Raw genomic sequence first — 18,487 nt, 5'->3', positions numbered from 1 at the left:
AGACTTTCCTGACTGCGGTGGCTAAAATGAGCGCCCAGTCAGAATCCGCACGGGAGAACATCTGTATGTCCGGGGATAAAACCACGCATTTTGGTTACCAGACCGTGGCCGTTGAAGAGAAACAGGCCAAGGTGGCGGAGGTGTTTCATTCCGTAGCCGCCAAGTACGATCTTATGAATGATCTGATGTCGTTCGGGGTGCATCGTTTATGGAAGCGCATCACCATTGATATGTCGGGCGTACGTCCGGGCAACCGCGTACTGGACCTGGCCGGCGGCACCGGCGATCTGACGCGCAAGTTTTCCAAAATTGTCGGCCCGCAGGGCAAAGTGATTCTGGCCGATATCAACTCGTCCATGCTCAATGTCGGCCGCGACCGCCTGACCGATCAGGGCTATGTTGGCAACATTGAATACGTGCAGGCCAACGCCGAATGCCTGCCGTTTGAAGACAACAGCTTCGACGTCATCACCATCGCCTTTGGCCTGCGCAACGTCACCGACAAAGACGCCGCGCTGCGTTCCATGGCCCGCTGCCTGAAGCCGGGCGGCCGTCTGCTGGTGCTGGAGTTCTCCAAGCCGACCAATCCGCTGATGAGCAAAGCCTACGATCTGTACTCGTTCACCGCGCTGCCGTTTATGGGCAAAGTGGTCACCAACGATGCCGAATCGTACAAATATCTGGCCGAATCCATCCGCATGCACCCCGATCAGGAAACCCTGAAATGCATGATGGAAGAGGCCGGCCTGGTGCGTTGCAGCTACCACAATATGACCAGCGGCGTGGTCGCGCTGCACCGCGGCATTAAGCCCTGATGCTGCAACACCTGCCCGCTGAACTGCTGCAGGCCGCCTGCATTCCTGCGGAACTGGCCATTAATCATGTGCTGCAATACGACCCGGCGGCACAGCAGCAACTGCGTCCGCTGCAGGGCCGGTTACTGGCATTGCAGGTCGGCCAGCAGGCGCTGTTTGTGCGCATTCTGGATGGCAGTATCGGCCTCAGTTTCCGCAATGACGCAGAAGCCGACGCCACCCTCAGCGGCAGCCTGACTGATTTTCTGGCGCTGGCCGCGGCGCAGGATAAAGCCAACACGCTGATTAACTCCGCCATCGACATGAGTGGTGACAGTGAATTTGCGATTGGCCTGACCCGCATCGCCCAGCAGCTGGATATCGACTGGGAAGCCCTGCTCAGCCCGCTCACCGGTGGTCTGCTGGCACATCGGCTGGGTAAAGGTCTGCGTGGTTTGCTGCGCTGGGGCCAGACCACCGCGCCGGTGTACCGCACGGCGGTAAAAGAATACCTGGAAGATGAAGCGCAGCTGGTTACCCCAGCGCCGCTGCTGGCGCAGTTTGCCGATGAGGTCGATCAGCTGAAGCTGGACACCGACCGTCTGGCGGCCCGCCTTGACCGCCTGCAACAGGCCCCTGCTCAGCCCAAGGAATAACAACCCCGTGGCAAACCTCTGGCGTCTCTGGAAAATCCTGTTTGTGTTTACCCGTTACCGGCTCGACAGCCTGGTACCGGTGGAACAACTCCCGCTTAGTCTGCGTATTCTGCTGTGGCTGGCACCCTGGCGTCTGAACCCGGTGCCCTCGAAACTGGGGCGTGGTGAGCGGCTGCGGTTAGCGCTGGAAGCCTTAGGCCCGATCTTTATTAAATTCGGCCAGATTCTGTCCACCCGCCCCGATCTGGTGCCGGCCGATATCGTTAAAGAACTGAAGCGCCTGCAGGACGACGTGCCGCCGTTCCCCAACGATCAGGCGATGGCGTTAATTGAAGAACAGCTGGGCCGCCGCATTGCTGAGCTGTTTGCCGAGTTTTCCCCGCAACCGCTGGCTTCTGCATCCATTGCGCAGGTGCACGCAGCGCGTCTGTTTAACAGCGATGGCAGCGCCGGTAAAGAAGTGGTGGTGAAAGTGGTGCGGCCCGGCATTGAGCACACCATCGAACGCGACCTGCAGCTGCTGGAAACCATGGCACGTCTGCTGGTGAAGTATTCCGCCGACGGCCGCCGCCTCAAGCCCATGGAAATTGTCGAGGATTACCGCCACACCATTTACGGCGAGCTGAACCTCAGCATCGAAGCGTCCAACGCCACCCAGCTGAAACGCAATTTCAGAGACTCCGAACTGCTGTACATGCCGGACGTGTACTGGGAATACACCCGCACCAAAGTGATGGTGAGCGAGCGTATTTATGGCATTCCGGTGGCGGATATCGACGCCCTGCACGCGCAGAACACCAATATGAAGCTGCTGGCCGAACGCGGGGTGGAAATCTTTTTTACCCAGGTATTCCGCGACAGTTTTTTCCACGCCGACATGCACCCGGGCAATATTTTCGTCTCGCGCGAGCATCCGCAAACCCCGCAATACATCGCCATCGACTGCGGCATCGTCGGCAGCCTGACCGAAGAAGACCAGACCTATCTGGCCATGAACATGCTGGCTTTTTTTAACCAGGATTATCATCAGGTCGCGCAGTTGCACATCGACTCCGGCTGGGTGCCGGCCACCACCAAGGTGAATGAATTTTCCGCCGCCATCCGCGCCGTGCTGGAGCCGATTTTTGAGAAACCACTGGCCGAAATTTCCTTTGGTCAGGTATTGATTCAGCTGTTCAGCACCGCGCGCCGTTTCAATATGGAAGTGCAGCCGCAACTGGTGCTGCTGCAGAAAACCCTGCTCAACATCGAGGGGCTGGGCCGGCAGTTGTATCCGCAGCTGGATTTGTGGAGCACCGCCAAACCCTTCCTGGAACGCTGGATGCGCGACCGCTTTGGCCCGAAAGCGGCCTTCCGTGAACTGAAGCGCCAGTTGCCGGGCTGGATTGAAAAAGCCCCGCAGATTCCGGGTCTTGTACACGGTGCCTTAACCCGGCTGAACCATCTGGATGAAACCCAGGCCAGCCTGCACGCCGAAATCCGCGCCCTGCGCGAAGAGCTGCACCAACAGAAACAGCAGAAGCGTCAGCAGACCATGGGCACGCTGACCATCGGCAGCGGCTTATTTGTCTGGTGGCAGAGCTTTGCACTGGGGGTGCCGGAATTTACCGGCGTGGGCATCGCCGCCGCCGGCATCCTGCTGTTGCTGCTGCGGGCCTGAGCGCGCTATTCTGCCGCACTGATTAGAAGGGGTTGTTATGAGTTGGCTTGACGCCGTGAAGTGGGACAGCGATGGCCTGGTACCGGCCATCGCGCAGGATTACCGCAGTGGCCGCATTCTGATGATGGCCTGGATGAACCGTGAAGCATTAGAGCTGACGGTTACCGAAAACCGTGCCATTTATTATTCACGCTCGCGCCAGAAATTGTGGCGCAAAGGCGAAGAATCCGGTCATGTGCAAAATCTGCACGAAGTGCGTCTGGATTGCGATGCCGATGTCATCGTACTGCAGGTAGAACAGATCGGTGGCATCGCCTGTCATACCGGCCGCGAAAGCTGTTTCTACAAAGTCTGGCGCGATGGTGAATGGGTAACGGTCGACCCGGTGCTGAAAGACCCGCACGACATTTATTAATACCGAACCGACACAGCGGAAACATTATGAGTAATGTACTTACCAATCTGGGCGACATTCTGGAACAGCGTAAACAGGCTGCGGCCGACTCGTCCTATGTCGCCAGCCTGTATCACAAGGGTCTGAACAAAATTCTGGAAAAAATCGGTGAAGAAGCCACCGAAACGATCATTGCTGCCAAAGATGCTGAACGCAGTGGTGATAATTCCGATGTTATTTATGAAACTGCTGACCTGTGGTTTCACAGCCTGGTGGCACTGGCCAAACTGGGCGAGCGCCCGGAAGCGGTGCTGAACGAACTGGCACGCCGGTTTAATATGTCGGGGCTGGAAGAAAAAGCCTCCCGCCAGCCGGAATAACCACAGCGGCAGCGATCTGCCCTATTTGCATAAGAGGAAAACACCATGCTCAGCGGTATCAGTATCTGGCAACTGCTTATTATTCTGGCCATTGTCATTATGATTTTCGGCACCAAAAAACTCCGTAATTTAGGCGGTGATTTAGGTGGCGCTATCAAAAGCTTCAAAGGCGCGATGAACAGCGATAAAGAAGACGACAAAACCGCCGACCCGGCCAAACCGCTGGAGCATCAGACCGGTGACAAAGCGTCTGGCGACACCAAAGACGCCGAGTTTAAAAGCACCACTCAGGAACACGATAAACGCTGATGTTCGATATCGGTTTTCTTGAGTTATTGGTCTGCGCCATTCTGGCCCTGCTGGTACTGGGGCCGGAGCGACTGCCCAAAGCCGCCCGTACGGCCGGCTTGTTGCTGGGTAAAGTGCGGCGCTCGCTCAATAATATGCAGGACGAACTGGAACGGCAGGTGCGCACCGAAGAATTACGGGAAAAACTGAAAGATCCCTACGCCACCTTTATCGATACCCCAGCTGCCCCACCGGCACCAACCGATGCTGGTGCGGCTGAGCAGAACCCGGCCCTGCCGGAGACAACGGACAACCATTCCGGTAAACCCCCACTATGAGCACTGATCAGGCCCAACCCTTAGTCGCCCATCTGATTGAGCTGCGCAACCGCCTGCTGAAAGCGGTGCTGCTGGTGCTGGTGATTTTTCTGAGCTTGTTTTATTTCGCCAACGATATGTACCTGATTCTGGTACAACCGCTGTCTGATTTATTACCCAGCACCGGCAATATGATCGCCACCGGCGTGGTTGCGCCTTTTCTGGTGCCGTTCAAAATGACCTTTGTACTGTCGGTACTGCTGGCGGTGCCCTTTATTCTGCACCAGATCTGGGCCTTTATTTCCCCCGGCCTGTACCAGCACGAAAAACGCTTCGCCATCCCGTTGCTGCTCAGCAGTATTGCACTGTTTTACCTCGGTATCGCCTTCGCCTATTTCCTGGTGTTGCCATTGGCATTCGGATTTTTTACGGCGGCAGGCCCGGAAGGCATTTCCTACCTGCCGGATATCAGCAATATTCTGGATTTTATTCTGAAAGTCTTTTTTGCTTTCGGCATTGCCTTTGAAATCCCCATCGCCACCTTTTTATTGGTCCTCAGCGGCATTACCAGCGTTGAATCATTAACCGAAAAGCGCCCTTATATTTTTGTGGGCTGCTTCGTGGTCGGCATGCTGGTTACCCCGCCCGATGTGATTTCCCAGACCGTGCTGGCGGTACCCATGTGGCTGCTGTTTGAAGCCGGCGTGCTGGCGGCGCGGCTGGTGAAAAAACCGGTGCAACAGGACTGAATACAAAACCTCTCTGACAGCTAAAAGGATTTTTCGATGCTGTTAATCGCGCAAATTATTACCACGTTTTTATTACTGTTCAGGCCCCTGCTTTTCATGCTGTCGCCGATCCGGCCAGCATAGAGGTATTAGCGCGCGGCTATCTGAAGGATCAACACCTTGTGTATCACCGTCAGGGGTATGAGCCGACACAGGTTCTGGAAGGCGCCGACAGCGCCAGTTTTGAGGTTACCGGCTGGGATGAGACGACCAACGCCGATGCCCGGGATGCGCATTCGCTGTACAGGAACGGACAGCGGGTAGCCGCACGTCCTGCAGCTGCAGAATAATCCGTTATCCATCAGACCAATGACATAAAAAAAGGGCAGCCAATGCTGCCCTTTCTGATGCACAAAAACGCGATAATCAGCCGCGTTCAACCGCCAGTGCCACACCCATACCACCACCGATACAGAGAGTCGCCAGGCCTTTTTTTGCATCCCGGCGCATCATTTCATGCAACAGGGTAACGAAAATACGGCAGCCAGACGCCCCAATCGGGTGACCGATGGCAATAGCGCCACCGTTCACGTTGATTTTATCGGCATCCCAGTTCAGGCCTTTGTTCACCGACAGAGCCTGTACGGCAAAGGCTTCGTTGGCTTCGATAAGGTCCAGATCGGCCACGCTCCAGCCGGCTTTTTCCAGGCACTTTTTAGTCGCCGGCACCGGGCCGGTACCCATGATTTTCGGGTCCACACCGGCACTGGCGTAAGCCTTAATGGTACCCAGAATCGGCAAGCCCAGCGCTTCCGCTTTGGCCCGGCTGGCCAGCATCACAGCAGCGGCGCCGTCATTCAGTGAGGAAGCATTACCAGCGGTCACGCAGCCGTCCTTTTTGAACGCCGGGCGCATGGCGGCCAGCTTTTCGACCGTGGTGCCGGCCCGCGGGTTTTCATCGGTATCGAACACCAGCGGGTCACCTTTACGTTGCGGAATCAGCACCGGGGTGATTTCGTCTTTGAACTTACCGGCTGCAATGGCCGCCAGGGCTTTTTCCTGTGACGCGGCGGCAAAAGCATCCTGCTCTTCGCGGCTGATGCTGTACTCTTCGGCGATATTCTCAGCCGTGATACCCATGTGGTAATCGTTGAAGGCATCCCACAGACCATCGCTGATCATGGTGTCCACCATGTTCCAGTTACCCATGCGCTGACCATTGCGGGAGTTCGGCAAGGCGTGCGGGGCGTTGGACATGGATTCCTGACCACCGGCGATAACGATATCAGCATCACCGCTCTTGATGGCCTGCGCCGCCAGATGCAGGGCTTTCAGGCCTGAACCACAGACCTTATTGATGGTCATGGCGGGTACGGTAACCGGCAAACCGGCCTTAATCACCGACTGACGGGCCGGGTTCTGTCCACTGGCGGCGGTTAATACCTGCCCCATCAGTACTTCATCGACATCGGCCGGATTAATACCGGTTTTATCCAGCAAACAACGGATAACCGCAGCGCCCAGATCAACCGCGCTGAGGCTGGCCAGAGAACCGCCAAAAGAACCAACAGCGGTACGGGTAGCCGCCACAATCACTACATCAGTCATGGAAATTCTCCGTGAGCAAAAAAGACCTGAACAGACTGGCACACGACAGGTGACCGGTTGATGACGCCCGGCGCCGTTTCAGGCAAAGGTATGAGGCTTGTCCGCATTGTCCAGCCATGGCCGGCTGCGGAGGGCGCGCATTATAACGCAAGACGGGCCACCGCGGGGGCCGCGCAACTACGACGAAAGTCGGTTACAAATTACCATCGGTACGATCCAGACGGCCAATATCCAGTACCGGCGAGGCATCAATATGCTGCGCATCCATCATATAGGCCACCCGCTCCAGCGCACTGAGAATCATGGTCTGCTCCCAGTCATGCAGATCCTGAAACTGCTGCACAAAGCTTTCCTGCAGGGGTTTCGGGGCATTCAGAAGCACCGCATTGGCGGCATCGGTCAGGTACACATACACCTTGCGTTTATCACTGCTGCCGCGTTCACGCTTGACCAGCGCGCGTTTTTCCAGCCGGTCAATAATGGTAGTGACGGTGGCTTGCGACAAGCTGACCCGCTGAGCGACTTCGCCGACGGTCAGTTCGCTGTGCTGACGCAACAGCTGCAGAATCAACAGCTGCGGCGACGTCAGACCGGATACTTTACTGAGCTGGCGTGAATGCAGATCGGTGGCGCGGATAATACGGCGCAAGGCCACCAGCACTTCATCGTAACGGTTCATCAGGAATTCCAGAAAGTCAGGCATGGCGCGCAGTGTAACATCATTAGGGGCCTAAGCATCAGCAAGACGGATTTTGTAAGGGCTTCTGTACTTTCGCCAGCCGCTCAAGCACACCGCTCGGACCATGCACGCATATTCCATGCCGGGAATGCCCGAAAAGTGTTTAGGGTTGTAAATACTTTCTCAGCCTGTTAAATTATTTAGCACTCTAAGCAATTACAGAAGCCGTAATGACGGCATGCCGGCCCAAAAATCAGCCAGCATCTCATCGGTACGCGGTTTCTGCGACAGGAATGACTAGCGACACACTGGATATAGCCGAAAAAACCCATACAGATCAAACCATTACCTTCCGCATCCCCGATGCTACCGACGGCAGCGATGTTTATAAGCTGATCAGTCGTTGTCAGCCGCTCGATACCAACTCCATGTACTGCAACCTGCTGCAGTGTTCACACTTTGCCCAGACTGCCGTCGCCGCTGAAATGAATGGCGAGCTGGTCGGTTTTGTCTCTGGCTACCGTCTGCCGCAGCAACCCGACACCCTGTTTGTATGGCAGGTGGCCGTGGATAAAAAAGCCCGCGGTCAGGGATTGGCCGTACGCATGCTGAATGAGCTGCTGCAGCGTCACCGTCATGCGGTTAACCATTTGCACACCAGTATCACCCCCGGCAACGAGGCGTCGTGGAATACCTTCCGCCGCCTGGCCAACAACCTTGGCGCACCGCTGAACATCAGCACCCTGTTCGATAAAGAGCAACATTTTAAACAGGCTCACGACAGCGAAATGCTGGTGCACATCGGTCCCTTCACCTATTTCACACAGGAGTAATTTGTTATGGATATTTATCAGAAGCTGGAATCCAACGTTCGCGGTTACTGTCGTTCATTCCCGGTAACCTTTACCAAGGCGCAAAATGCCACCCTGACCGATGATCAGGGCAATACCTATATCGATTTTCTGGGTGGTGCCGGTACGCTGAATTACGGCCACAACAACCCGCATTTCAAGCAGGCGCTGCTGGATTACATTGAAGCCGACGGCATTGCCCACGGCCTGGATATGCACACCGAAGCGAAAACCGCTTTTCTGGAAGCTTTTGACCAGCACATCCTGCAACCGCGCAAAATGAAGTACAAAGTGCAGTTTACCGGCCCGACCGGCACCAACGCGGTGGAAGCGGCACTGAAAATTGCCCGTAAAAATACCGGCCGCCAGACCATTGTGTCGTTCACCAATGGTTTCCACGGCGTCACTCAGGGCGCGGCTGCCGTAACCGCCAACGGTTACTACAAAGCCGCCATTGGTATGCCGCTGCCGGGCGTACACTTTATGCCTTACGACGGTTATCTGGGTGACTTCAACACCCTGCATTATTTTGAAAAAGCTCTGCAGGACAAATCGTCCGGCCTGGGTCATCCGGCGGCCGTGATTGTGGAGTGCATTCAGGGTGAGGGCGGCCTGAACAGTGCCTCCGCCGCCTGGATGCTGGGCCTGCAGGCACTGTGCAAACGCTACAACATGCTGTTGATTGTCGATGATATTCAGGCCGGTTGTGGCCGCAGCGGCACCTTCTTCAGCTTTGAAGAATTCGGCATCGAACCGGACGTGATTACCCTGTCCAAATCCCTCAGCGGTTTTGGTCTGCCGATGGCGGTGGTGCTGCTGAAAGAGAAGCTGGATACCTGGAAGCCGGGTGAGCATAACGGTACGTTCCGCGGCAACAACCACGCGTTTATCACCGCCCGCAAAGCCATTGAAACCTACTGGGCCGATGACAGCTTCAGCCAGAGCGTGAAGAAAAAAGCGCAACTGATCCGCAGCCGCCTGAAAGAAATTCAGGCCGAGCACGGCGGCCAGATGAAGCACAAAGGCCGCGGCATTATGCAGGGCTTAGAATGCGTTAATGGTCAGGTGGCCAGCCGCATTACCGAGCTGGCGTTTAAACGCGGCTTAATTATTGAAACCAGCGGTTCCGATGGCCAGGTGGTGAAAATCCTGACCCCGCTGACCATTGAAGACAAAACCCTGAACGCCGGCCTGGACATTCTGGCCCAGTGCATCGGCGATGTGATGGCCGAACAGATCTCCAAAGCCTCCTGATCCGCCGTCTGCACGGGGGCGCTGCCCCCGCCTCTCTCCTATTTGCTCCGCATTGAATACTTACAGGAATTATTATGATCGTCCGTACTCTGGAAGAATGTCAGAACTCTGCCCGTAAAATTGAAAGCGAAACCGGCACCTGGAACAGCGTGCGCATGTTGCTGAAAGACGACAACATGGGGTTCTCGTTTCACATCACCACCATTTACGCCAACACCGAAACCCCCATCTGGTATCAGAACCACCTCGAGTCGGTGTACTGCATCAGCGGCGAAGGCGAAATTGAAACCGTTGCTGACGGCAAGGTTTACCCGATCAAACCCGGCACGCTGTACATCCTGGACAAACACGATAAGCACCTGCTGCGTGGTTTCAGCGAAATGACCATGGCCTGTGTCTTCAACCCGCCGCTTATCGGCAACGAAGTGCACGATAAAAACGGTGCTTATCAGCTGAGTGCCGAACCGGTGACCGAGTGAGGACAACGCCATGAACCACAGCGTCGAGAAAATCGGCGGCACTTCGATGAGCCGCTGGCAGGATGTATTACAGAATATCTGGCTGCGTCCGCACACCGGTGCCGATGGCAACAGCAGCCTGTATCAACGGGTATTTGTGGTGTCGGCCTACGCCGGCATCACCAACGGCCTGCTGGAACACAAAAAATCCGGCGAACCGGGCGTCTATGCCCTGTTTGCCGAAATGGACGACAAGCACCCCTGGCAGGACAAGCTACAGCAGGTGTTACAGCAAATGCTGGACATTAACGCCGGTATGTTTGCCGACGATGCCGTTACCCGCAAACGCGCCGACCAGTTTATCAGCGAGCGGATCGGTGACGTGCAGGAATGCCTGCAGCATCTGGCGGCCGTGTGCAGCTTTGGTCATTTCCAGCTTGATGACCACCTGCACCGGGTGCGGGAAATGCTCAGTGCGCTGGGCGAAGCCCACAGCGCCTACAACTCGGTACAACTGCTGCGCCAGCATGAGGTGAATGCCCGCTTTATCGACTTAACCAACTGGGTGTCTGACGACCAGCAATCGCTGGATGAGCACATCGCCAGTGCCTTTGCCGATGTCGACTTTGCCCGCGAAATGCCCATCGTTACCGGCTATACCCAATGCCGCGAAGGCCTGATGCGCACCTTTGACCGTGGCTACAGCGAAATGACCTTCAGCCGCATTGCCACCATTACCGGCGCGCGCGAAGCCATTATTCATAAGGAATATCACTTCAGCACCGCCGACCCGCTGCTGGTCGGTGCCGATAACGTCCACCCTATCGGTCAGACCAACTACGATGTGGCCGACCAGCTGGCCAACCTGGGAATGGAAGCCATTCACCCCCGCGCCGCCGCCGGCCTGCGCAAGCAGAACATTCTGCTGCGGGTGAAAAACACCTTCGAACCGGAACACAGCGGCACCGTGATCCGCAACGATTACTGCAGCAGCACCCCGAAAGTGGAAATCATCGCCGGTACCCGCAATGTCTGGGCGCTGGAATTGTTCGATCAGGACATGGTCGGCGACCCGGCTTACGGCCAGCGCATGAACGATCTGGTACTGGAATCCGGCGTGCGGGTATTAACCAAAGACTACAACGCCAACACCGTTACCTTTTATATGAAAGGCAACAGCCGTCGTATCAACTGGCTGATGGAGCGTCTGCAGCAGGTGTACCCGCAGGCTGACGTGCGGGTGGAAAAACTGGCGCTGGTCAGCGCCATCGGTTCTGACATGAACATTCCGGGCCTGTTGCAACAGGCCGCTGGTGCGCTGTCCGCTGCCGGGGTTAATATCCGCTCAGTACACCAGGCGCTGCGTCAGGTTGATATGATGTTCCTGGTCAGCGATTCCGATTATGCCGCCGCAGTGAAAGCACTGCATGGGCAACTGATTGAACAGGCGGACACATGGCCAGCACAAAAACTTGCCTGACCGCGCTGCTGCTCAGCAGCCTGTTACTGCCCCTGCAGAGCTGGGGCAGTCCATCCCCCGTGGCCGACCAGGCGGCGCAGGAAGCCGAGGCTGACCAGGCCATCGATGCGCTGGATGCGCCCCTGTATAACGCCTTTACCGAGCGTTATCTGCTCGATGAAGTACGCACATTGCGGCAGATGATTGCCGATCTGCGCGTAGAGGCCACCGAAAAAATCGTCGACCGCGAAATTATGGTGGCCAGCACCGCCGTCCGCTACGCCACCGACACCGTCACCTACTTCTTCTATTTGATCGCCGGTGCCTCCACCATTCTGGTATTGGTCGGCTGGAACTCAATGCGTGATATCAAAGAACGCGCCGGCGCTTTTGCCAATGAAGAAATCCGGCGCATCACCGCCAGCTATGAACAACGGCTGGATAAGCTGGAAGAAGAACTGCACCATAAATCACGCCATATCGCCCAGGCCCAGGAAGAGATTGAGCTGACCAACGAAATTCATTCGTTGTGGCTGAAAGCCTCGCAGGAAAATACCGCCGAAGCCAAAATCGCCATTTATGATCAGATTCTGGAACTGCGTACCGACGATGTGGAAGCCTTAACCTACAAAGCCGATGCCGCACTGTTGCTGGGGCAGGCGCAATGGGCCCGCAGCCTGGCCAACCGGGCACTGGATATTGACCCCGATAACAGCCATGCCCTGTACCAGCGTGCCTGTGCTTACGCTGAATCTGATATGCCGGACGAAGCCTTGCGTGACCTGCACCGGGCCATCCGCAAAACCGACTCGTTGCGGCTGCAGGCTGGCCGTGACAGCAGTTTTGTCAGCCTGCATGAGCATCCGCGTTTTCTGGAAATGGTGGTCTTACCCGACCGCGATGAAGATCACGAAGATAAGACGGATGATCCGGCCAGCCACGCCTGATCAGCCATTAATCCGGTGCCTGCTCGGGCACTCAGTGCGGCAGCTCACGCTGCCGCATTTGCTCGAAACGTTCAATGACCGCACTCAGCGGTATCCGCTGCATTAACTCCGCGCCTTTGGCGCGGGTACTCCAGGGTAACTCGTTCAGCGGTTTACCCTGCTGCTCCACCACCACCTGTTCATACACACTCACCACATCGGCACGGTTGTTATACGGCCCGGTGCGTTGCGGATTACTGTGGGCGTACAACCCCAGCACCGGCGTCCCCTGCGTGGTGGCGATATGCGCCGGGCCGGAATCCGGCGCCAGCACCAGCACCGCTTGCTGCAACACCGCCGCCAGCTGCTTGAGGCTGGTTTGCCCCACCAGATTCAGCGCCTGCTGTTGCATGGCCGCTTCAATCTGCGCTGCCAGCTGCACTTCACGGGCGGCCGGCGAGCCACAAACAGCCACCTGAAACCCCTGATTCACCACATAATCGGCAAAAGCCGCGTAACGCTCCGGCAACCAGTTGCGTTCATCTTTACTGGCCGCCGGGCAGATCACCACCGTGGCGCGCTGCTGCAACTGCTGGCGGGCAAACTCCTGGTCAGCGTCGCTTAACGACAACTGCCATTGCGGGGCCGATGGCGGCACACCCAGATATTCAATAAAGGCATAGAAACTGTCGAGTACGTGCTGCGATTCGGTGTCGGTAATTTTACGGTTGGTAAACAGCCACTGCCCTTCTTTGGCGCGGCGGCGGTTAAAGCCGACCTTGTAGCGGGCTTTAATACCCAGGGTCAGCAGGCTGGCGCGTAATGCCAGCTGCATGTGCACCAACGCATCAAAGCGCCGCCCGTTCAGCTGCTGCCACACGGCTTTCATGCCCGCCCAGCCGGCTTTCTTGTCGTACACCACCAGCTCGACACCGGCCAATCCCTGCAACAGCTGTGCTTCAATTTTTCCCACCACCCAGGTCACCCGGGTCTGTGGCCAGTGCCGTTGCAACGCCTGCACGGCGGCAACCGCATGACAGACGTCGCCAATGGCCGACAAACGCACAAAACAGACAGACTCCGGCGGCTGATTAAACAATGGCATACAAGCACTCACAGCTGGGTAGGGAAAACAGGCCCGATTATGCAGGGGCGGGTGTTCGGTGTAAAATTGCCGGCTTTTTAACCCATTACGCGCTTTTTCCGGGGCCCTTATGCAACGCCGGCAACTGTCTGCCCAAGAAGTGATCTGGTACGACCCGCAATGGTTGGCCGACCCCGCCGCACCGGTGTTTGACCCGGCCCATTGGCGCCGGCACAACCGCATCAGCGGCCAGGCCAGTGGCCGCGGTACCACCTGGTTTATCCGCAGCGACGGCGGTGACGCGGCGCTGCGGCATTACCGCCGCGGTGGTTTGTTCGGCAAACTGGTGCGCGATTGCTATTGGTTCAGCGGCTGGGACAACACCCGCAGCCAGCAGGAATTTGCCCTGCTCAGTACACTGCGTGCAGCCGGCGTCAATGTGCCCCGGCCACTGGCAGCGCGGGCAGTCAAACGCGGCCTTTGTTACCGCGCCGACCTGATTACCGAAAAAATTGCCGCCGCCCGCGATCTGGCCGAGTTGCTGCAACAAGGCCCGCTGGATACCGAAGAGTACCGTCATATCGGCATCGAAATAGCCCGTCTGCACCGGGCTCAGGTGAACCATACCGATCTGAATATTCACAATATTCTGCTCGATACCGATGGCCGCGTGTGGCTGATTGATTTTGATAAATGCCATGCACAAAGCGGCAACGGCTGGCAGCAAAGCAACCTCGACCGGCTGCTGCGCTCGTTCCGTAAAGAAGTAAAAAAACGCGCCATTCACTGGCAGGAACAAGACTTTGCCGCGCTGCTGGATGGTTACCGCAGCGTCCGGAAATAACCGCTTAATCGGCCAGAAATAACGCCAGCAGTTCGTTCAGATACTGCTGGCCTTTGGCGGTGGCGATGATGCGCTCATCCACCTGCAACAATCCCAACTGTTGGGCTTTTTGCAGGGGGTTTTTCACCGATTCCAGGGTCAGGCCGGTGCGCTGGATAAATTCCGCAGTGAGCATGCCATCTTTTAAACGCAGTGCATTCATCAGACATTCCAGCCCCACTTCGTCAGCCGCAATGGGTTGCTGACTGCTCAGAAATGGTTTCGCCGGATGCAGATAATCTTTCGGTAAACGGGTTTTCTGGGTACGGATAATCTGCCCGGTTTGCGGCAGGGTAATTTTGCCGTGGGCGCCCGCACCAATGCCGAGATAATCCCCGAACTGCCAGTAATTAACATTATGACGCGCCGCCTGACCGGGTTTGGCATGAGCGGAAATCTCATAATGCTCAAAACCCTGCTGCGCTAATAACGCCAGCCCCGCTTCCTGAATGTCCCACAGATCATCATCCTGCGGCAGCCGTGGCGGGGTTTTATAAAATTCGGTATTGGGTTCAATGGTCAGCTGATACCAGGACAGATGCGGTGGCTGAAACGCCAGCGCCTGGCGGATATCGGCCAGCGCCTGCTCCACCGTTTGCCCCGGCAGGCCATACATTAAATCGAGATTAAAATGATCAAAGCCGGCCTGCTTGGCCATTTCCACCGCCCGCATCGCCTGGGCGCTGTCGTGCACCCGCCCCAGCGCCTGCAAATGCTGCGGATGAAAGCTCTGAATACCGATGGATAAACGATTAATACCCAGCTGACGGTAAGCAGCGAATTTCTCCGCCTCAAAGGTGCCGGGGTTCGCTTCCAGGGTGATTTCGATATCCGCAGCGAAACCCAGGCGTTGCTGCAGTCCGTTAAACAAGGCTTGGTAAGCCGCCGCCGAGAACAAACTGGGGGTGCCGCCGCCAAAGAAAATACTCTGAATTTCCCGGCCCTGTACCCAGGTCAGGTCGTGGTCCAGATCGGCCAGCAGTGCCTGAATATACTCCTGCTCCGGCAGCTCCGTGCCCGCCTGATGCGAATTAAAATCGCAGTACGGGCATTTGCGGATACACCAGGGAATATGGATATACAGGCTTAACGGCGGCAGTTGCAGCATGAATCAGGGGCGCCAATGCTGCAGTAATTGTTGCAGGGCTTTGGCACGGTGCGAGAGCTGGTTTTTCCGTTCTTTGCTCAGGCTGGCCGAAGCACAACCGGTTTCGGGCACATAAAACAGCGGATCATAACCGAAGCCGTCGGTGCCTTCCGGTGCCTGCAGAATGCGGCCTTCCCAGCTGCCCTGAAACACCTGCGGGGTCGGGTCATTGGCGTGGCGCATATACACCAGCACACACTGAAAACGCGCGCTGCGTTGTTCGTCGGTAATGTCCTGTAACGCCGCCAGCAGCTTGGCATTATTGGCGGCATCACCGCTGCCAAAACCATCCTGCGGCTGGGCATAGCGGGCGCTGTAAATACCCGGCGCGCCGGCCAGGGCATCCACTTCTAAACCGGAATCATCGGCCAGAGCCGGTAAACCGGTAACGGCACAGGCGTGGCGGGCTTTGATAATGGCGTTTTCGACAAAGCTGAGGCCGGTTTCCTCGGCCTCGGTTACACCCAATTCAGTTTGCGGCAGCATCTCAATGTGTTGCTGAGCAAAGTGCGTGTCAAACAAGGCGCGGAATTCCCGTAATTTTCCGGCGTTACCGCTGGCCAATACTATTTTCATTGCTGATAAAACCGCTGGCTGAATTTCACATCGAAGGTGCGGGTCTGGCCTTCCGGCGTGGCTTGTAACTGCACGGTGTACATATCTTCGTCATCAAAGCGGAAGGTGCTGATGTAATACACCGCATTGGTTTCTTTAATTTCGCGGAATTCCAGCGTGCGGGTCTGACCAATCAGGTTGCGGATGGTGCCGGTCAGTTTGGCCCGCACCGGCACCGCCAGCTCCTGACCGGACTGGCTCTGCAACACCGAAATACTCAGAAAACCCAGCGAGCGGGAACGGTCAATGCCGTAAGCCGCAGCCACTTCGGGCGTCAGAAAGCTGGAGGTCAGGCCGATATAATGCACTTCGTAATCACCGAATACCTGCTTCTGCTCACCGCGGCTGTTGGCCAGTGACAGCGGACTGAAAGCGACCGCCAGCAGACAGATCAGGGTCATAACATGATGCTGCAGTGTCTTCATGGTTATTTCCTCGTAATGTGATAAACAGCGATTTCGCCGAGCATGGCCGGCCATAAACCGATGGTCCAGTGTTCACGGTGCTGATCATCCACCACCGTGCGGTTAAGAATGCGGATATTTTTGGCGTGACACAGCACTTCAAAATCGCGAAAGGTGCACATGTGAATATTAGGCGTGTCGTACCAGTTATACGGCAGGGTTTCCGACATCGGCATGCGGCCTTTTAACAGCAGATAAAAGCGCGTGCGCCAGTAACCGAAATTCGGAAAGGTCACGATGGCCTCATCACCGATGCGCAGCATTTCATCCAGCAACAAATCGGGGCGCTGCACGGCCTGCAAAGCCTGCGTCATAATGACGGTATCAATGCTGTTGTCGGAAAAATTACTTAAGCCTTTGTCCAGATCCTGCTCAATCACGTTCACGCCATTGGCGATGCAGGCGGTGATTTTATCCGGGTCAATTTCCAGCCCGTAACCCCGCACATTTTTGTGCTGCTGCAGGTATTTCAGCAAGGTGCCTTCGCCACAGCCGAGGTCCAGCACCTGGCTGTCGGGCTTTACCCATTGCTGAATAATCTGCAGGTCTTCGCGTAAGGCACTCACCGCGCACCTCCTTCAACATCGTCCGCAACCCGGCGCATATAGGCGTTAAAAATGGCCATATAACGCGGAATAGGCATTAAGAAGGCATCGTGGCCACTTTCTGATTCCACACAGGCGTAGCTGACGTCTTTATCGTTTTGTACCAGCGCATTCACAATTTCTTCCGAACGGGCCGGTGAAAAACGCCAGTCGGTAGTGAACGACACCAGCAGGAATTTACACTGCGCCCGGCTCATGCATTTCACCAGATCGTTATCGTAATCGGCGGCCGGGTCAAAATAATCCAGCGCCTTGGTCATCAGCATGTAGGTATTGGCATCAAAGCGGGTACTGAATTTTTCACCCTGATAATGCAGATAACTTTCGACTTCAAATTCCGGCGCAAAGCTGTAATTCAGTTTGCCTTCTTTTAATTCGCGGCCGAATTTCTGCCGCATGGCATCGTCGGATAAATAGGTTAAATGCCCGAGCATGCGCGCCTGCATCAGACCCGCCTTGGGAAGGGTATCGTGCTGCAGGTAATGACCGTTATGGAAATCGGGATCTTTGGCAATGGCCTGGCGCGCGACTTCGTTAAAAGCAATATTCTGCGCCGATAATTTCGGTGCCGAGGCAATAATAACGGCGTGACGCAGACGTTCAGGAAACTGAATCGACCAGCGTAATACCTGCATACCACCGAGCGACCCACCCACCACCGCTGCCCACTGCTGAATGCCCAGCCGGTCGGCCAGGCGCGCCTGACTGTTCACCCAATCGCGCACCGCCAGTATGGGAAAATCCGGCCCATAGACCTTGCCGGTTTCCGGGTTGGTGCTCACCGGCCCGGTAGAACCGGAACAGCCGCCCAGATTGTTCAGCGCCACCACAAAAAAGCGGTTGGTATCAATCGGCTTGCCCGGGCCGATGGCACTGTCCCACCAGCCAGGCTTTTTATCATTTATGCTGTGGTAACCGGCCGCGTGGTGATCGCCACTCAATGCATGACAGATCAGCACCGCATTGGTTTTATTGCGGTTCAGCGTACCGTAGGTTTCCACCATCAGATCGTATTGCGGCAGCACACGGCCACTGCGCAGGGTCAATGGTTCATCGAAATGGAATAACTGGGGTGTCACCAGACCGACGGAATCGTCGGGAATCACATCCGGCATGAGAGTTGGCATCCCGCTCAGGTGAATAAGGCTGAAAAATCAAAGCGCGAGTTTATCAGGCTTGCCGGCAGATAACAGCAGAGCCACGCAGTGGGGCCGCTGTTATCCGATATTGCTGACTG

At 56.3% G+C, this 18,487-nt stretch carries 22 protein-coding genes; 14 read left to right on the top strand and 8 right to left on the bottom strand.

Going from position 1 to position 18,487, the window contains the following annotated elements:
* Positions 1-65 precede the first annotated feature (65 nt).
* Genes ubiE through tatC form a run of 8 tightly spaced genes read left to right on the top strand, consistent with a single transcriptional unit; the run spans position 66 to position 5,238 of the window.
* Positions 66-815 carry a bifunctional demethylmenaquinone methyltransferase/2-methoxy-6-polyprenyl-1,4-benzoquinol methylase UbiE gene (gene ubiE / locus GJQ55_RS00815; RefSeq protein ID WP_228346734.1) on the top strand — a complete coding sequence of 250 codons (750 nt, stop codon included), beginning with the start codon at positions 66-68 and terminating at the stop codon, positions 813-815.
* Complete coding sequence (locus GJQ55_RS00810; RefSeq protein ID WP_228345615.1) at positions 815-1,450, top strand: ubiquinone biosynthesis accessory factor UbiJ; 636 nt, start codon at positions 815-817, stop codon at positions 1,448-1,450. Before ubiE ends, GJQ55_RS00810 begins: the two co-directional genes overlap by 1 nt.
* 7 nt (positions 1,451-1,457) lie before the next feature.
* On the top strand, positions 1,458-3,110 hold the full coding sequence (gene ubiB / locus GJQ55_RS00805) for a ubiquinone biosynthesis regulatory protein kinase UbiB (protein ID WP_228345614.1): 1,653 nt from the start codon (positions 1,458-1,460) through the stop codon (positions 3,108-3,110).
* A gap of 37 nt (positions 3,111-3,147) precedes the next feature.
* Positions 3,148-3,525, top strand: coding sequence for a phosphoribosyl-AMP cyclohydrolase (hisI, locus tag GJQ55_RS00800; RefSeq protein WP_228345613.1), 378 nt, complete (start codon positions 3,148-3,150; stop codon positions 3,523-3,525).
* 26 nt (positions 3,526-3,551) lie between these two features.
* Entirely contained in the window at positions 3,552-3,884 is a 333-nt protein-coding gene (locus tag GJQ55_RS00795) for a phosphoribosyl-ATP diphosphatase (protein WP_228345612.1), read from the top strand.
* A 45-nt stretch (positions 3,885-3,929) separates the two neighbouring features.
* The gene (tatA, locus tag GJQ55_RS00790; RefSeq protein WP_228345611.1) at positions 3,930-4,193 is read left to right on the top strand and encodes a twin-arginine translocase TatA/TatE family subunit; all 264 of its coding nucleotides are present in this window, start codon (positions 3,930-3,932) and stop codon (positions 4,191-4,193) included.
* On the top strand, positions 4,193-4,510 hold the full coding sequence (gene tatB / locus GJQ55_RS00785; RefSeq protein WP_228345610.1) for a Sec-independent protein translocase protein TatB: 318 nt from the start codon (positions 4,193-4,195) through the stop codon (positions 4,508-4,510). Before tatA ends, tatB begins: the two co-directional genes overlap by 1 nt.
* Entirely contained in the window at positions 4,507-5,238 is a 732-nt protein-coding gene (tatC, locus tag GJQ55_RS00780) for a twin-arginine translocase subunit TatC (RefSeq protein WP_228345609.1), read from the top strand. Before tatB ends, tatC begins: the two co-directional genes overlap by 4 nt.
* A 405-nt stretch (positions 5,239-5,643) precedes the next feature.
* Here tatC and GJQ55_RS00775 read toward each other — a convergent pair whose 3' ends face one another.
* Both GJQ55_RS00775 and GJQ55_RS00770 read right to left on the bottom strand, forming a co-directional pair.
* Positions 5,644-6,825 (bottom strand): acetyl-CoA C-acetyltransferase, encoded by a 1,182-nt coding sequence (locus GJQ55_RS00775; RefSeq protein WP_228345608.1) that lies wholly within the window; start codon positions 6,823-6,825, stop codon positions 5,644-5,646.
* Positions 6,826-7,018: 193 nt separating this feature from the next.
* Positions 7,019-7,504 carry a MarR family winged helix-turn-helix transcriptional regulator gene (locus GJQ55_RS00770; protein ID WP_228345607.1) on the bottom strand — a complete coding sequence of 162 codons (486 nt, stop codon included), beginning with the start codon at positions 7,502-7,504 and terminating at the stop codon, positions 7,019-7,021.
* Positions 7,505-7,797: 293 nt separating this feature from the next.
* Here GJQ55_RS00770 and ectA point away from each other — a divergent pair, with 293 nt between their 5' ends.
* The 5 genes from ectA (at position 7,798) to GJQ55_RS00745 (ending at position 12,473) form a co-directional block, all read left to right on the top strand.
* Positions 7,798-8,337, top strand: coding sequence for a diaminobutyrate acetyltransferase (ectA, locus tag GJQ55_RS00765; protein WP_228345606.1), 540 nt, complete (start codon positions 7,798-7,800; stop codon positions 8,335-8,337).
* 6 nt (positions 8,338-8,343) lie between these two features.
* The gene (gene ectB / locus GJQ55_RS00760; RefSeq protein ID WP_228345605.1) at positions 8,344-9,609 is read left to right on the top strand and encodes a diaminobutyrate--2-oxoglutarate transaminase; all 1,266 of its coding nucleotides are present in this window, start codon (positions 8,344-8,346) and stop codon (positions 9,607-9,609) included.
* Positions 9,610-9,683: 74 nt separating this feature from the next.
* On the top strand, positions 9,684-10,088 hold the full coding sequence (locus GJQ55_RS00755) for an ectoine synthase (protein ID WP_228345604.1): 405 nt from the start codon (positions 9,684-9,686) through the stop codon (positions 10,086-10,088).
* 10 nt (positions 10,089-10,098) lie between these two features.
* A complete protein-coding gene (locus tag GJQ55_RS00750; RefSeq protein WP_228345603.1) occupies positions 10,099-11,547 on the top strand; it encodes an aspartate kinase in 1,449 nt (482 codons plus the stop codon).
* Positions 11,523-12,473 (top strand): TPR end-of-group domain-containing protein, encoded by a 951-nt coding sequence (locus GJQ55_RS00745; RefSeq protein WP_228345602.1) that lies wholly within the window; start codon positions 11,523-11,525, stop codon positions 12,471-12,473. Before GJQ55_RS00750 ends, GJQ55_RS00745 begins: the two co-directional genes overlap by 25 nt.
* Before the next feature lie 31 nt (positions 12,474-12,504).
* Here the strand turns inward: GJQ55_RS00745 and GJQ55_RS00740 are convergent, their stop codons facing one another.
* Entirely contained in the window at positions 12,505-13,557 is a 1,053-nt protein-coding gene (locus tag GJQ55_RS00740) for a glycosyltransferase family 9 protein (RefSeq protein ID WP_228345601.1), read from the bottom strand.
* Positions 13,558-13,666: 109 nt separating this feature from the next.
* Here GJQ55_RS00740 and GJQ55_RS00735 point away from each other — a divergent pair, with 109 nt between their 5' ends.
* Positions 13,667-14,380 carry a 3-deoxy-D-manno-octulosonic acid kinase gene (locus GJQ55_RS00735; protein ID WP_228345600.1) on the top strand — a complete coding sequence of 238 codons (714 nt, stop codon included), beginning with the start codon at positions 13,667-13,669 and terminating at the stop codon, positions 14,378-14,380.
* Positions 14,381-14,384: 4 nt separating this feature from the next.
* Here GJQ55_RS00735 and hemW read toward each other — a convergent pair whose 3' ends face one another.
* Genes hemW through metX form a run of 5 tightly spaced genes read right to left on the bottom strand, consistent with a single transcriptional unit; the run spans position 14,385 to position 18,365 of the window.
* Positions 14,385-15,527, bottom strand: a complete 1,143-nt coding sequence (gene hemW, locus GJQ55_RS00730) for a radical SAM family heme chaperone HemW (protein WP_228345599.1) — start codon at positions 15,525-15,527, stop codon at positions 14,385-14,387.
* A 3-nt stretch (positions 15,528-15,530) separates the two neighbouring features.
* A complete protein-coding gene (rdgB, locus tag GJQ55_RS00725) occupies positions 15,531-16,142 on the bottom strand; it encodes an RdgB/HAM1 family non-canonical purine NTP pyrophosphatase (RefSeq protein ID WP_228345598.1) in 612 nt (203 codons plus the stop codon).
* Positions 16,139-16,606: a DUF4426 domain-containing protein gene (locus tag GJQ55_RS00720; RefSeq protein WP_228345597.1), complete on the bottom strand. Its 468-nt coding sequence runs from the start codon at positions 16,604-16,606 to the stop codon at positions 16,139-16,141. Before GJQ55_RS00720 ends, rdgB begins: the two co-directional genes overlap by 4 nt.
* A gap of 2 nt (positions 16,607-16,608) precedes the next feature.
* The gene (metW, locus tag GJQ55_RS00715) at positions 16,609-17,211 is read right to left on the bottom strand and encodes a methionine biosynthesis protein MetW (protein WP_228345596.1); all 603 of its coding nucleotides are present in this window, start codon (positions 17,209-17,211) and stop codon (positions 16,609-16,611) included.
* Entirely contained in the window at positions 17,208-18,365 is a 1,158-nt protein-coding gene (gene metX / locus GJQ55_RS00710; protein ID WP_228346733.1) for a homoserine O-succinyltransferase MetX, read from the bottom strand. Before metX ends, metW begins: the two co-directional genes overlap by 4 nt.
* Positions 18,366-18,487 lie beyond the last annotated feature (122 nt).

The organism is Venatoribacter cucullus (assembly GCF_016132445.1).
Lineage (GTDB): Bacteria > Pseudomonadota > Gammaproteobacteria > Pseudomonadales > Oceanobacteraceae > Venatoribacter > Venatoribacter cucullus.
This window is presented reverse-complemented; position numbering and strand designations above follow the sequence as displayed.

Excerpts from the sequence above, each read along its gene's own strand:
- ectB (WP_228345605.1), top strand. The coding sequence starts at position 8,344 with ATGGATATTTATCAGAAGCTGGAATCCAACGTTCGCGGTTACTGTCGT.
- GJQ55_RS00750 (WP_228345603.1), top strand. The coding sequence starts at position 10,099 with ATGAACCACAGCGTCGAGAAAATCGGCGGCACTTCGATGAGCCGCTGG.
- ubiE (WP_228346734.1), top strand. The coding sequence starts at position 66 with ATGTCCGGGGATAAAACCACGCATTTTGGTTACCAGACCGTGGCCGTT.
- GJQ55_RS00755 (WP_228345604.1), top strand. The coding sequence starts at position 9,684 with ATGATCGTCCGTACTCTGGAAGAATGTCAGAACTCTGCCCGTAAAATT.
- tatA (WP_228345611.1), top strand. The coding sequence starts at position 3,930 with ATGCTCAGCGGTATCAGTATCTGGCAACTGCTTATTATTCTGGCCATT.
- GJQ55_RS00745 (WP_228345602.1), top strand. The coding sequence starts at position 11,523 with ATGGCCAGCACAAAAACTTGCCTGACCGCGCTGCTGCTCAGCAGCCTG.
- GJQ55_RS00740 (WP_228345601.1), bottom strand. The coding sequence starts at position 13,557 with ATGCCATTGTTTAATCAGCCGCCGGAGTCTGTCTGTTTTGTGCGTTTG.
- GJQ55_RS00770 (WP_228345607.1), bottom strand. The coding sequence starts at position 7,504 with ATGAACCGTTACGATGAAGTGCTGGTGGCCTTGCGCCGTATTATCCGC.
- rdgB (WP_228345598.1), bottom strand. The coding sequence starts at position 16,142 with ATGAAAATAGTATTGGCCAGCGGTAACGCCGGAAAATTACGGGAATTC.
- GJQ55_RS00795 (WP_228345612.1), top strand. The coding sequence starts at position 3,552 with ATGAGTAATGTACTTACCAATCTGGGCGACATTCTGGAACAGCGTAAA.
- tatB (WP_228345610.1), top strand. The coding sequence starts at position 4,193 with ATGTTCGATATCGGTTTTCTTGAGTTATTGGTCTGCGCCATTCTGGCC.
- tatC (WP_228345609.1), top strand. The coding sequence starts at position 4,507 with ATGAGCACTGATCAGGCCCAACCCTTAGTCGCCCATCTGATTGAGCTG.
- GJQ55_RS00775 (WP_228345608.1), bottom strand. The coding sequence starts at position 6,825 with ATGACTGATGTAGTGATTGTGGCGGCTACCCGTACCGCTGTTGGTTCT.
- ectA (WP_228345606.1), top strand. The coding sequence starts at position 7,798 with ATGACTAGCGACACACTGGATATAGCCGAAAAAACCCATACAGATCAA.
- GJQ55_RS00735 (WP_228345600.1), top strand. The coding sequence starts at position 13,667 with ATGCAACGCCGGCAACTGTCTGCCCAAGAAGTGATCTGGTACGACCCG.
- hemW (WP_228345599.1), bottom strand. The coding sequence starts at position 15,527 with ATGCTGCAACTGCCGCCGTTAAGCCTGTATATCCATATTCCCTGGTGT.
- metX (WP_228346733.1), bottom strand. The coding sequence starts at position 18,365 with ATGCCGGATGTGATTCCCGACGATTCCGTCGGTCTGGTGACACCCCAG.
- GJQ55_RS00810 (WP_228345615.1), top strand. The coding sequence starts at position 815 with ATGCTGCAACACCTGCCCGCTGAACTGCTGCAGGCCGCCTGCATTCCT.
- hisI (WP_228345613.1), top strand. The coding sequence starts at position 3,148 with ATGAGTTGGCTTGACGCCGTGAAGTGGGACAGCGATGGCCTGGTACCG.
- GJQ55_RS00720 (WP_228345597.1), bottom strand. The coding sequence starts at position 16,606 with ATGAAGACACTGCAGCATCATGTTATGACCCTGATCTGTCTGCTGGCG.